General features: G+C 64.1%; 10 protein-coding genes. 6 read left to right on the top strand and 4 right to left on the bottom strand.

Annotation, left to right across the window (positions count from 1 at the left end; all coding sequences use genetic code 11):
• On the top strand, window positions 1–702 hold the full coding sequence (locus AB6N07_RS10685) for an HAD family hydrolase (RefSeq protein WP_370677786.1): 702 nt from the start codon (window positions 1–3) through the stop codon (window positions 700–702).
• Between the two features lie 22 nt (window positions 703–724).
• Here AB6N07_RS10685 and AB6N07_RS10680 read toward each other — a convergent pair whose 3' ends face one another.
• The 3 genes from AB6N07_RS10680 to AB6N07_RS10670 are packed head-to-tail and all read right to left on the bottom strand — an operon-like array spanning window position 725 to window position 3167.
• Window positions 725–1483 (bottom strand): TetR/AcrR family transcriptional regulator, encoded by a 759-nt coding sequence (locus AB6N07_RS10680; protein WP_370677785.1) that lies wholly within the window; start codon window positions 1481–1483, stop codon window positions 725–727.
• Window positions 1480–2346, bottom strand: coding sequence for a histidinol-phosphatase (locus tag AB6N07_RS10675; RefSeq protein WP_370677784.1), 867 nt, complete (start codon window positions 2344–2346; stop codon window positions 1480–1482). The genes AB6N07_RS10680 and AB6N07_RS10675 overlap by 4 nt, the downstream gene beginning before the upstream one ends.
• Window positions 2343–3167, bottom strand: coding sequence for a metallophosphoesterase (locus tag AB6N07_RS10670; protein WP_370677783.1), 825 nt, complete (start codon window positions 3165–3167; stop codon window positions 2343–2345). Before AB6N07_RS10670 ends, AB6N07_RS10675 begins: the two co-directional genes overlap by 4 nt.
• A gap of 250 nt (window positions 3168–3417) precedes the next feature.
• On the opposite strand from AB6N07_RS10670, the gene AB6N07_RS10665 reads away from it, so the two are divergent.
• From AB6N07_RS10665 to AB6N07_RS10645, 5 genes are all read left to right on the top strand, one after another.
• Window positions 3418–4620: an ABC transporter ATP-binding protein gene (locus AB6N07_RS10665; protein WP_370677782.1), complete on the top strand. Its 1203-nt coding sequence runs from the start codon at window positions 3418–3420 to the stop codon at window positions 4618–4620.
• The gene (locus tag AB6N07_RS10660) at window positions 4604–5527 is read left to right on the top strand and encodes a carbohydrate ABC transporter permease (protein ID WP_370677781.1); all 924 of its coding nucleotides are present in this window, start codon (window positions 4604–4606) and stop codon (window positions 5525–5527) included. Before AB6N07_RS10665 ends, AB6N07_RS10660 begins: the two co-directional genes overlap by 17 nt.
• 2 nt (window positions 5528–5529) lie before the next feature.
• Window positions 5530–6363 (top strand): carbohydrate ABC transporter permease, encoded by an 834-nt coding sequence (locus AB6N07_RS10655; protein WP_370677780.1) that lies wholly within the window; start codon window positions 5530–5532, stop codon window positions 6361–6363.
• A 67-nt stretch (window positions 6364–6430) separates the two neighbouring features.
• Window positions 6431–7717 carry an ABC transporter substrate-binding protein gene (locus AB6N07_RS10650; protein ID WP_370677779.1) on the top strand — a complete coding sequence of 429 codons (1287 nt, stop codon included), beginning with the start codon at window positions 6431–6433 and terminating at the stop codon, window positions 7715–7717.
• 513 nt (window positions 7718–8230) lie between these two features.
• Window positions 8231–9928, top strand: coding sequence for a methyl-accepting chemotaxis protein (locus AB6N07_RS10645; RefSeq protein WP_370677778.1), 1698 nt, complete (start codon window positions 8231–8233; stop codon window positions 9926–9928).
• Between the two features lie 385 nt (window positions 9929–10313).
• On the opposite strand, the gene AB6N07_RS10640 is transcribed toward AB6N07_RS10645, so the two are convergent.
• Window positions 10314–12686 carry a glycoside hydrolase family 3 N-terminal domain-containing protein gene (locus AB6N07_RS10640; RefSeq protein WP_370677777.1) on the bottom strand — a complete coding sequence of 791 codons (2373 nt, stop codon included), beginning with the start codon at window positions 12684–12686 and terminating at the stop codon, window positions 10314–10316.
• Window positions 12687–12727: the final 41 nt, after the last annotated feature.

Here is a 12727-nt window from a genome sequence, read left to right as displayed (position 1 = left end):
ATGAAAGAACATGGCGGACCCTTTTCCCTCAATCCACCCAAGTTGGTCATATTCGACTTCGACGGAACGCTGGCCGAAACCGAAGTGGTCGCCGCCCGCCTCATTTCTGACAGGCTGGCGGCGCTCGGCAGCCACCAGTCGCCGGCGGACATCGCCGCGACGCTGTCGGGCGTATCACGCGCGCGGGAACGCGAGCTGCTGGAAGATCTCACCGGCCTCAGTCTGAACGACACTTTCTTTGACGATATCTATGAAGCTTGGCGCGAGGCGATGCTTTCGGGCGTCTCTCCCACACCGGGCACCGTCGAGGTGCTGGAGGGCCTGACCGTGCCGTTCTGCGTCGCCTCGAATTCCTCGCGAAAGGATCTGATCCTGCGCATGAAGTCCGCCGGCATCTTCAACCTGATCGGGTCGCGGTTCTTCTCATCCCACGACATCGGCCTGCATAAACCCGACCCGGCGGTCTTCCTTCTGGCGGCGGAAGCCATGGGGGTCGCACCGGCCGACTGCGTCGTCATCGAGGACAGCACGACCGGACTTGAAGCCGCCCACCGCGCCGGCATGCGCTGCTGTGCCTTCGTCGGCGCGGCCCATCAATCCGAGCGGATGTACGCAGCCCTGGAGGGATGCCGACCCGACGCCGTGCTGACGAAAATGTCCGACCTGCTGCGCCTCGTTCAGGGTCGCGTCACGCCCCACTGACACCGCCCCAAGGGGGCTCAAGCTAGATCCTCGCCTTGGCCGAGACCATGGCGAGGATCGTCTCGATGTTGAAGCGAAGGCGGGCGGCAAAGGCCTCCGCCGTTGCCATGTCGCGCTCGTAGACGATGGACGCCGTGTAGCGGTTGGTCAGGTAATAGTAGCCGATGGCGCTGATGGTGATGTTGAGCTGCACCGGATCGATGCCGGGGCGGAACAGGCCGGCAGCGACACCGCGATCGAGGATGCGCGCCACCAGATCGAGCGACTGTCGGGCCTTGGGACCAACGGTTTCCGTCTGCCGGAAATGCCGCGCCGCGAGCAGATTCTCGTGGCTGAGCAGTGTCATGAACTCGGGATGGGCGAGGTAATAGTCCCAGGTGAAGGTGACGAGCCCGGCCAGCGCCGCGTCGGGGGACAGGTCGTCAAGATCGAGCGCCGCCTCGGCCTCCCACACATCGGTGTAGACGGTTTCGAGCACCGCCTGGAACAGCTCCTCCTTGCTGCCGAAATAGTGGTAGAGCATCCGCTTGTTGAAGCCCGCCCGCGCGGCAATCTCGTCGACGCGCGCGCCCGTCAGCCCCTTCTCGGCGAACTCGACAATGGCGGCCTGCAGCACCTTGGCGCGCGTGGCATCGGCGTCGCGCGGCTTGCCGGCCGGCTTGGCGCGTTCGGCCTTTTTCTCCTCGGTGGGCCGTCGCCGGATCTTGGGCCTCGGCGGCTTGGCAGCACGCCCGGAAGCCTCGCCGGTGAGGGTTGTCTGGTCGTCGCGCTCGCCGGTCATCCTGGCCTTACCTGATCAAGCGGAATGTCTTCCCAGCCTCGACCCCGGCTGAGGCGGCGAACTGACCGGAAGCCGGCCTTGGCGATCGCCTCCAGCGAGGCCGTCAACCCAACGCCGACCGTGTCGGGGCCGTGGCTGTCGTCGCCGAGCGTGACGCCGATGCCCATGCGGCAGGCTATCTCCAGCAGGGGGAGTTGCGGATAAGGCGCGCCATAGCCGTTGCGGACCGGCGCGCAGTTGACGTCGAGCGCCGACCCGGCCGCCCGCGCCGCGTCCAGCAGCCCCTCGGCGGCCCTGAGCGCGGCGGGGCTGAAGGCGAAGTCGGGCGGCTCGAATTTGCGGATGAGATCAATATGGCCGACCACGTCGGGCTTGAGAAGCCGCACCATGTCGGCCAGCCGCTCGAACCAGGTTACGTGCAGAGCCTCCGCGCCGAATTCGGCCTTCAGCTCATCCGTCATTGCCGGCTTGAAGTCGACCCAGCGGCCGTCGATGTCGTGCATGCTGCCAACGAAATAGTCGAACGGGTAGGACCGCCGGAGTTCGCGCATTCTCTCGGGCCAGATGTCGGGCGGCAGCGCCTCCGTTTCGAAGCCGACCAGCAGCTCGATCCGGTCGGCATAGCGCTCCTGAAGCTCGAACGCCGCGCGGGCGTAATCCTCAAAGGCGCGGATCAGTCCTTCGGTCCCCAGATGCTCTTCGCCGGGGAAAAGATCCTGCTCGCGATAGCGCGGCACGTGCTCGCTGAGGCCGTAATGGGTGAAGCCACGGGCGATGGCGGTTTCAACCACCTCTTCGAGGGTGCCCTTGGCGTGGGCGCAGAACGAACCGCTGTGCCCGCCGTGAAAGCTGAACCAGGTCATTTGCTCGGTGCCGGATAAAGAGTGCCGTTGAAGTCCTCGATATAGAAGGGTTCGAGGCCGGGTGCCGGATCGAAAGCGACGCTGAAGCCGTCGTCCGTCAGATCGAGATAGGTCACGCCAAGCATCTCGGCTCCGTTCTGGGGCGGCATCGACGTATCGCGCGTCAGGAAACTGGTGGCCGGCACCCAAAACAGTGCCGGCCCGTCCGACGATACGGCCGAAAGCGCCCGGTGCATATGGGCGCTGAGGATGGCCAGCGTGCCGGCGCGGGTCGTGAGCTCCAGAAGACGATGGCGCGCCGTGGCCACGCTCGCCCAATAGGGACGGTCGCCTTCCCGCCGGTGTTCGAGGAACAGCGGCTGGTGGGTGAAGACGATGGTGCGGCGATCCGTGACCAGGGCCTGTTCCAGAAAGCGCCACTGCTCGATTTCCTCGGGCAGCCCCGTTCCAAGGATTTGGGCATTGAGCCCGATCAGGCGCCAGCCGTCGATCTCGTCCGACACCCAGCGATCGGCGCCGAAGGTGCGCACCCAGCGGGCGAGCCGCTCCGCGTTGGCCGGCTGACGACTCCCCCGGTCGGTATCGCCGACGTCATGGTTGCCCGGCAGCACGAGACAGGGGCTCTTGAGATCGGCCAGCGCCTCCCTGGCAAAGGCGCAGTCGGCGTCGGAATTGGCGCCATCGAAAGTAAGGTCGCCGAGGATGACGGTGAGGTCCGGCCGGCGGTCGTTGACGCGCTGCGCGGCCCGCCGCCAGTTGTCGACGAAGTTCGGTTTGCTCACCCCGATATGGGTATCGGCAATCACGGCGATGCGGGTCAAAAGCCTTACTCCCTGTTGGGCCGCCATTGTCAATCGGCTCGTTCAATTTCGTATTTGTAACCAACTAGTTATTTAATAATCAAGCTGTTTTTTCTTTGTAATTCAAATGTTTGTTTCGCTTTTGTCATCATCCCTTCACAAGGCCGATGTTAGGGCATGGCCATGTTACCTGGCCAAGTCACCTCTCACGGAACCGCTTTTCCAGCGCTCCGCCCCCTTGTCGGTGAACAGCCGGAAAATAGGATTTGAAATGCAATTGCGCGGTCAATCGGTCAGCCTCACGGGCTTGCGGAAACGGTTCGGCAACCGGGAGATCATCCGTGATGCCAGCCTCGATATCCGTCCAGGCGAGTTCGTGACGCTGCTTGGCCCGTCCGGCTGCGGCAAGTCGACGCTGCTCAGGCTGATCGCCGGCTTCGAGGCGCCCGACGAGGGAACCATTGAAATCGGCGATCGGGATGTCCGAGCCGTCTCGCCCAAGGACCGCGACCTTGCCATGGTCTTCCAGTCCTATGCCCTCTACCCGCATATGTCGGTTGCCCAGAACATCGCGACCCCCTTGGTGATGCGGCGCTTGAGCTTTCTGCAAAGAGCGCCAGGCCTTGGCCGGCTGTTCTCCTCGACGCGCCGCGAGATGCGCGACATCCGCGCCGAAGTCGGCCGGGTGGCGGCCATGTTGGGCATGACCTCCATGCTCAACCGCCTGCCCTCGCAACTGTCCGGCGGCCAGCGCCAGCGCGTTGCCGTGGGACGGGCACTGGCCCGTTCGCCGGGCGTCTTCCTGATGGACGAGCCGCTGTCCAACCTCGACGCCGCGCTCAAGGAGCAGATCCGCGAAGAGCTGACCGAACTGCACCGCCGCACCGGCATCACCTTCATCTACGTGACGCACGATCAGGCCGAGGCCATGTCGCTGTCCGACCGGATCGCGGTGATTGAGGACGGCCAAATCCTTCAATACGGCACGCCGGAGGCGCTGCTCGATGCGCCCGAGTCGCTGGCCGTCGCCCGCTTCATCGGTACGGTCCCCATGAACATTGTGGAGGTCACGGTCAGGGCGGGCAGGCTGTTTTCAGGCGATCAGCCTCTCCGCGTCTGGTCACCCGAACTCGACGATGGGCGGTTCCATCTCGGTGTCCGGCCCGAGGCGCTATCGCCCGTCGCGCATGGAACGGGAGGCGGCCATTTCCGGCTGCCGCTGGCTCATATCGAGCGCAGCGGCTCGGGTGCGCTGTTGCGCTGCGATGGCACCGGGCTGGGCACGCCCTGGATCCGCCTGTTCCAGCCCTTGGAAAAATACCCAGCCTACCGGAGCCAACAGGCAGAGGGCGTCGAGTTGCCACTGCGCATCTCGCTCAGCGAGGCGCATGTCTTCGCCGCCGATGGCCGGCGGCTCGCGGTGTCTCTCCACGACGTGGCGGTCGAGGAGGTGCGTCATGGCTTTGGCAGCTGACGCGGCCTCCACCCGCCGAGGAGTGAGGCCGGCAAGCAAGCCCCTCGCCTATGCCTCCTGGGCCTATCTCTTGTCGGCGCCGGCCTTTCTGCTGACGGTGGCGACCATCGTCGCGCCGCTGATCATCGTCGCCGCCATCAGCCTGACCAACTACAAGTTCGGCCGCCCGACGATGAAATTCGTCGGCCTCGACAACTACGGCCAGCTGTTCTCCGATCCCGACTTCTGGAACGCGCTCAGGAACAGCGCCACCTATTCGGCCATCGTGGTTCCCGTGTCGGTGCTGCTGGCCTTCGTGCTGGCGGCGCTGGTCAAGAGCCGGACGCGGAGCAAGCGCTTCTACGAAATCGTGTTTTTCCTGCCGGTCGCCAGCACGCTGACGGCGATGTCGATCGTCTGGAGCTACATTCTCAATGGCCGGATCGGCCCCGTCGCCGACCTGACCGAAGCGATCGGTCTCGGCCGTCCGGACTTCTTCTCCGATCCGCGCCTGGCCCTTATCGGCTTGGCCATCATCGGCATCTGGCAGTTGCTCGGCTTCAACTTCATCCTGTTCCTGGCCGGCTTCACCACTATTCCCAAGGAGGTGGAGGAAGCGGCGGCGCTCGACGGCATCGACCGCTTCTGGGATCGCGCCCGCTACGTTTTCCTGCCGATGCTGGCGCCCACCACCTTCGTCGTCCTGCTGTTGAGCCTCATCCAGACCTTCCAGGTGTTCGACACCATCGCGGTGCTGACCAACGGCGGCCCCAACGGCGCCACCGACGTGCTGCTCTACAAGATCCAGCGCGACAGCTTCGTTTCGCTGAAGGTCGGCTACGGCAGCGCGCTGACCGTCGTCTTTCTCATCCTGCTCGGGCTATTCGCCGTCGCGCAGGGTCTCGCCAGCCGCAAGCGGGAGGGTTGATCATGACCGCTCTCCTCCGCTTCATCCGGCGCCTCGCCCCGCATGCCATCCTGCTGCCGGCCGCGCTCGCGATGGTCTATCCCTTTTTCTGGATGGTGCGCGCCTCGCTGCGCACCAGCGCCGAGGTGTTCGGCGCGGTGCCCGACGCGCCGCCGATCTGGCAGAGCGCCGCGGAGAACTACGGCCGGGCGCTGATCGAAAGCCCGGTGCTACAGTTCATCGCCAACGGGCTGCTGGTCACCACGATCATTCTCGGGTTGCAGGTCGTCACGTCGGTGATGACAGCCTATGCGCTGGCCAAGCTGCGCTTCCGGGGCGCAGGACTTCTGATGGCGCTGGTCGTGCTGGCCATGGCCATTCCGCCGCAGGTGCCGGCCTTCCCGCTATTCCTGACGCTGGCCAGGATGCGGATGCTCGACAGCTACTTCGCCCTGATCCTGCCCTACATGACGTCGGCCTTCGCGATCATCATGTTCCGTCAGTTCATCGTCGGCATCCCCGACGACATCATCCTCGCCGCCCGCCAGGACGGCATGAACGAGGCCGACATCGTCATGCGGATCGTGGTGCCGGCGTTGAAGCCGGCCATCGCCGCCTTCGCCATCTTCTCGGTCACCTTCCACTGGAACGATCTCTACTGGCCGATGATCGTCATCAAGTCGACCAACTTCGCGCCGCCGACCTTGGGAATTCTCTATTTCCGCAGTCAGGACGGCGGCAACGATTTTGGCCCGCTCATGGCGAGCGCAACGCTCGTCACCCTGCCGATGATCGCATTGTTCCTTGCCCTGCAAAGACAGTTCGTTCGCGGCGTAACCATGAGTGGCGTCAAATAAAGAGGGCGCGGAAAGCGGCAACTTTCCACACCCTCAGAATGATCGCAACACGCACAGGATAATGGCAATGCGCAAATCATATCGTTCGGTAGCCTTGGCGGCCACCCTTGCTATGACGTTTCCCGTTCTAGCTGAGGCGGCACAACCTGTCACCCTCAATTTCTTTCACGCTTCTGCCAGCACGGCCAACTTCCTTCGTCCGGTGGTGGCGAAGTTCATGGCGGCGAACCCCGACATCAAGATCAACATGATGGTGCCGGCCACCAACTATTCGGAAGCCCATCAGGCCGTATTGCGCGACATCGCCGCCGGTACGCTGCCCGACGTCTACCTCGCCTCCTATTCCTCGCTGGGTTCGCTGGTCAGCGCCCTCAAGGACAACGGCAAGGCCGTGGCTCTCGACCCGTTCATGAAGGGCGAAGGCGAGGGCTGGGTGTCCGCCAACTACGGCGAGGCGCTGTTGAAGCTCGGCCAGTCCGAGGGGACGCAGTATGGCATTCCCTTCAACGCCTCGACGCCCATCCTCTACGTCAACGAGGATCTGGTGACCAAGGCCGGCGGCTCGATGCAGTCCTTCCCAGTTAGCTGGGACGGCGTCGCCGACCTTGCCGCCAAGATCACCGCCGCCGATCCGTCGGTCGCCGGCCTCAACTTCTCGGTCGGCGGCCTCAGCGACGACTGGTACTGGCAGATGATGGTCATGTCGGTCGGCGCGCCGATGCTCAACGCCGAACAGACCGCCATCGGCTATAACGATGACAAGGGCCTCAAGGCCCTTGAGATGACCCAGAACATGGCCGTCAAGTCGAACATGACGGTCGACACCACGCCCGAGCCGTCGCAGCAGCAGTTCTTTGCCGGCAAGCTCGGCATGGTCGTCGGCTCGCCGTCCGATCTCTCCGACTTTACCAAGGCGATCGGCGGCCGCTTCCACCTTGCCACCGCTAAATTCCCCATGGCCGACAAGGAGCACGGCGGCCTACCGACCGGCGGCAACGCCATGACCATCCTCGCCCAGGACCCGGCGACGCAACAGGCCGCCTGGACCTTCGTCAAATACATGACCGGCCCCGAAGCTCAGGCCGACATCTCCAAGGCCACCGGCTACATGCCCACCAACAAGAACTCGGCGGCCACCCTTGCCGACTTCTACGCCGCCAACCCCAACTACCGCACGGTGTTCGAGCAGATGTCCTACGCCGCTCCCTGGTTCTCCTACCCGCGCGACACCGGCGCCGATATCTGGAAGACGCAGTCGGCGCTTCTCGACAAACTGCAGCGCGGTCAGGTCACCCCCAAGGATGCGCTTGCCGAAATGGCGGCGGATGCCGAACGCGTGCTGAAGGCGGAGTAACAGGTTCCGCGCCCGACAAGACGCACGCCGGACAAATCCCGGCGTGCGTTATCCGGCAACCACCGCCGGGAAACCCTCGTACCATTCGGCATGGCTGCCGGCGTGGTTGTCCATGCCGGGCTTGGTCAGGCAGCCCTTCTTGCCCGCCTTCTGCGGTTCGTCACAGAAGCCGTTGACGGCGCACGGCCGAAAAACAGAGCAGATACAATGAGGCGCGCACCACCTGCATGGCACCTCGTCCGGCAGCGCGCCGATCAAGTCTGACCGGCGGGAAACGCCCCAGACCCTCCCCCGAGAATGCTACTCCAAAGAACGAAAGGAAGTAATTCTCCCATATTTATTGACAGAAATCCGGTTCGCCTCAGCCATCACCTGATCTCTGTGCGTATTAATATTCTATTAACTAATAATTTCTCGCTTCTCGGCGAATTTAAAAAACCTTTCATGGTCTATAAACAAACATAGGCAATTATTCACCACGAATATCAACTTCGTGTGAAACGGTGGACCAAATTGTCATACGCCAATCTTTCACTCATGGCCAAGGTGGTCAGCCTGCTGATGCTGCTCGGCGTGGGCGCTTTGTTCGGCGCTGGCTACGCCGGCTACAACATGATCAAGATCGATACGGACTACAGTAATCTGATCGCCGGTCCGATGGATGCCTCGGTGAGCATGGTGCGGGCCTCCCGAAGGGTCTCAGAAATCAAAGCGAGCCTGTACTGGAACGCGTCGGCCACCTCGGATGAGGAAAACGCCACCGCCGCCAAAACCAGGGACGAGGCGCTGACCAGTTACGGCAAATACATCGACGAGGCGTTGGCCAACATCCCCGCCGACTTCAAGAGCGGGATCGAGGACTACCGCAATTCTATCCAGTCGGCGATGAGCGGGATTTGCGGCGACGTCGCGAAGATGTCGAGCTCTTCCGACCCGGCCGAGAATGCCAAGGCGCTCGTCAAGCTCAATGCCGAATGCCGGCCGCTTCTCGATTCGATCCAGGACAAAGCCACCAAGCTGAACAATGCCATCCTGGCGGACGTGGCGTCGCGCAGCGACCAGAACACCGCCGTTTCCTGGTCGTCGGTCTGGACAACCCTCATCGTCATCGGCTCCATCGTCGTCGCGGTGATCGGCCTTGCCGTCTGGCTGTTGCGCGGTGGCGTGACGGCACCGATCGCCAAGCTGATCGAGGCCATGAAGTCGATGCAATCGGGTCATTATAGCCTGACTATCGTCGGCATCGACCGCAAGGACGAGGTCGGCGCCATCGCCGGCGGCCTCGAATCCTTCCGCAACAGCCTGATCGAGGCTGAAGCGGCGCGCAAGGCGCAGGAAGCCGCCAAGGCAGCCGAGGACGCGGCGATACGCAAGCGCGCGGCACTTGCGGAGAGCTTCGTCTCTCGCATGGAAGATCTTGCCAGCGGCTTTGGCAAATCATCGGGCGAAGTCTCCGATGCCGCCAAGAACCTCTCCGCCACCGCCGAGGAGACGGCGCGTCAGGCGCAGGCCGTGGCCGGCGCTGCCGAGGAAGCGGCCACCAACGTGCAAACCGTCGCCGCCGGTGCCGAGGAACTCTCCGCCTCCATCCAGGAGATTTCCAAGCAGGTCAGCCAGTCGTCGTCGATCGCCCGCGATGCCGCCAGCGAAGCCGAAACCAGTGCGCAAAACGTTCAGACGCTATCGCAAGCCGCCCAGCAGATCGGCGAAGTGGTGGTGCTGATCTCCAACATCGCCGCGCAGACCAATCTGTTGGCACTCAACGCCACCATCGAGGCGGCCCGCGCAGGCGATGCCGGCAAGGGCTTTGCCGTCGTCGCGGCCGAGGTCAAGCAGCTGGCCGACCAGACCGCCAAGGCCACCGACCAGATCGGCCGCAAGATCGGCGAGATCCAGGCGGCGACCGGCAGCACCGTCGATGCCATCTCGCGCATCGTGCGCACCGTCACCAACATCCAGAACTCGTCGGCGGCCATCGCCAGCGCGGTCGAGGAACAGGGGGCGGCGACCAGCGAAATCGCACGCAACACCCAACTCGCCGCGACCGGCACCACCGATGTCACCAACAACATCTCCGGCGTCAGCACCGCCGCCGAAATGACCGGCGCTGCCTCGACCCAGCTGATGACGCTGTCGGATCGGCTGAACGAACAGTCGAGCACGCTGCAGAAGGAAGTGAACGCCTTCGTCTCGAACCTGCGCGCCGCCTGACGGCCGGCGCGCCGCCCAGAGACAGTCACCCTTCACGTAAATCGGCGGGCGCCCTTCTCGGCGCCCGTTGGCGTTTCAGGCGCCTGACAATAGCCGCGCGGCGAAGGGGCCTAAAACGCCAGCGAGGCGGCCTCGGGAAGGAGGTCCGCCTCGCATTCGACGCCGGGGGGCGTAAGGCGCGGGTGGGAAGCGTCCGCGCGTTCTCCGGCGGCGCGGGAGTTATCACCGCCGGAAACTGGGAAAGGATCAGGCGCGGCCTCGCGCTCAACCCCTTCGAATTCTGAAATCCTCTGCCTCTTTTATTTCCTCGAAACGATTCATTGACAAGGCGGAAGTCAAGCCGGGGAGATGGTTCCCCCGGCTACGTGGCTTTTTTGTCGTACTATTACGCGACGGCGCAGGTGCTCTCCATGCGCCACTTCTTCGGCAGCTTGCGCGTCTTGCCGGTGACTTCCACCTTGGTTTTCAGGCGGATGTCGGCGCTGGAGGCGCCGAGCTGCAACTCGTGTTCGCCCGGCTCGACGATGCGGTAGCCCTCGGGGCCGGTGAAGCAGAGCATGTCGACCGGCACGGTGAAGGTGACGGTCTTGGTCTCGCCCGGCTGAAGCTCGACGCGGCCGAACGCCTTCAGCTCCTTGACCGGCCGCACCACCGAGGCGAGCACGTCGCGGATGTAGAGCTGCGGCACGGCGACGCCCTTGCGGCCTCCGGTGTTCTTCACCTTGAAGCTGACGGCGATCTCGCCCGTCTCCACGTCCACCTTGTCGGATGCCAGCTTGATATCCTCGAAGGCGAAGGTGGTGTAGCTGAGGCCGTGGCCGAACGGATACTGGCTGCCGAAGTGGCGAGCGATCGGCGTGCCCGAGCTCTTGAGCTTGTGATTGTAGAAGTAAGGCGAGGCGCCGACGTTGCGCGGCACCGACAGCGTCAGGCGACCCGACGGCTCCACCTTGCCGTTGAGCACATCGAACAGCGCGTTGCCGCCTTCCTGGCCGGCGAAGAAGGTCCACACCTGGGCGGCCAGCTTGTCTTCCAAGCCGCCGAGATTGTACTGGCGACCGGCCGACAGCACCACCACCACCGGCGTACCGGTGGCAACCACCGCCGCGAGCAGCTGCTGCTGCACGCCCGGCAGCTCCAGCGTATCGGCGTCCGAGCCCTCGCCGACGGTACCGGTCTGGAAGATGCCCGAGAGGTCACCGACGCAGACGATGGCGACATCGGCCGCCTTGGCCGCAGCGACGGCGTCGGCGATCATGTCGGTGCGCGTGGAGACGTTAGACACCTGGGTGACCACCGAGGAGTCATCGACATCGCCGGGGAACACCGGCGCGCCGGACTTGCGCTCGTCGAGGATGTTGCAGCCACGGGCATAGATCAGGTTGGCGTTGCCGGCGGCGGCCTGGAAGGCGGCGCGCGGCGTTACCACCGTGGCGGCGCTCTCGTTGGAGTCCGACAGGATCAGGTGCACCGGGAAGGAATAGTCGCCGAGCAGCGCCAGCGGATCGTCGGCCGACGGGCCGATCAGCGCGATCTTCTTCTTGGGATCGAGCGGCAGGATGCCGTTGTTGTCGACAATGGTCACCGACTGCTCGGCCACCTTGCGGGCGAGAGCGATCGCCTCCGGGCTCTTCAGCCGGATCGCCTTGTCATCCGTATAGGGCTTTTCGAACAGGCCGAGACGGAACTTCTCGGTCAGCACGCGGGCCACGATCTCGTCGATCTTCTCCACCGTGATCAGACCACGGTCGAGCGCTTCGCGCAGATGGGTGGCGCAATCCTCGCCCGGCAGCTCCTGATCGAGGCCGGCGTTGAACGACAGCGCCGCCGCCTCGGCTTGGTTGGAGGCAATGCCATGGTGCTGATAGAGCAGGCTGACGCCGATATAGTCGGCGACGATCAGGCCATCAAAGCCCCAGTCCTCGCGCAGCACCTTGGTCAGAAGGTGCTTGCTGGCATGGCTCGGCTCGTTGTCGATGTCATGATAGGCCGGCATCACCGACCCCGCGTTGGCCTCTTTCACCGCCATTTCGAACGGCAGCAGGAAAATGTCGTTGAGTTCGCGCCAGCCAAGATGGATCGGCGCGTGGTTGCGGCCACCTTCCGAGAAGGAATGGCCGGCGTAATGCTTGAGGGTGGCCAGGAAATCGCGCTTCGGTCCCTGCATGCCGCGCACATAGCGAGTGGCCATGACGCCAACCAGATAGGGATCTTCGCCGAAGGTTTCCTCGGTGCGACCCCAGCGGGCGTCGCGGGCGACGTCGAGCACCGGCGCGAGGCCCTGATGGCCGCCGAGCGAGCGTACTTCCTCGCCGATGACCTTGCCGACCTGTTCGATCAGCTCGGGGTTCCAGGTGGCGCCATAGGCGAGCGAGGACGGAAACAGCGTGGCGCCGCGCGCCATCATGCCGGAGAGGCATTCTTCATGGCTGATCGCCGGAATGCCGAGGCGGGTCTCCTCGACCAGGAATTTCTGCAGGCTGTTCAAGGCCCGAACGCCTTCGGCCGGATCGATCGAGCGGGTGCCGAGCGGCCGGGTGATCTGCCCGAGGCCCTTCTTGAGCATGTCGTTCAGCGTCGTCTCGTCGGACTGACCGATGAAGGCGTCCTCGGTGCGCGGGCGATGCTTGCCGTGCTCGTCGAGCACCAGCCACATCGCGTGCATCTGGGCGATCTTCTCTTCGATGGTCATGCGCGCCAGGAGGTCGGCGACGCGATCGGCGATCGGCTTGCTGGGGTCTTTGTAGACAAAGGTCATGATGGGCTCTTTGCGGCCGTTCGGCCGTCCTGCTGAAGATC

It is taken from the genome of Pleomorphomonas sp. PLEO, from assembly GCF_041320595.1.
GTDB lineage: Bacteria > Pseudomonadota > Alphaproteobacteria > Rhizobiales > Pleomorphomonadaceae > Pleomorphomonas.
The sequence above is the reverse complement of the archived record's forward strand: the minus strand, read 5'-3'. Positions and strand labels throughout refer to the sequence as shown.

Coding starts and splice junctions, on each gene's coding strand:
- AB6N07_RS10685 (WP_370677786.1), top strand. CDS start 1: ATGAAAGAACATGGCGGACCCTTTTCCCTCAATCCACCCAAGTTGGTC.
- AB6N07_RS10680 (WP_370677785.1), bottom strand. CDS start 1,483: ATGACCGGCGAGCGCGACGACCAGACAACCCTCACCGGCGAGGCTTCC.
- AB6N07_RS10675 (WP_370677784.1), bottom strand. CDS start 2,346: ATGACCTGGTTCAGCTTTCACGGCGGGCACAGCGGTTCGTTCTGCGCC.
- AB6N07_RS10665 (WP_370677782.1), top strand. CDS start 3,418: ATGCAATTGCGCGGTCAATCGGTCAGCCTCACGGGCTTGCGGAAACGG.
- AB6N07_RS10660 (WP_370677781.1), top strand. CDS start 4,604: ATGGCTTTGGCAGCTGACGCGGCCTCCACCCGCCGAGGAGTGAGGCCG.
- AB6N07_RS10655 (WP_370677780.1), top strand. CDS start 5,530: ATGACCGCTCTCCTCCGCTTCATCCGGCGCCTCGCCCCGCATGCCATC.
- AB6N07_RS10650 (WP_370677779.1), top strand. CDS start 6,431: ATGCGCAAATCATATCGTTCGGTAGCCTTGGCGGCCACCCTTGCTATG.
- AB6N07_RS10640 (WP_370677777.1), bottom strand. CDS start 12,686: ATGACCTTTGTCTACAAAGACCCCAGCAAGCCGATCGCCGATCGCGTC.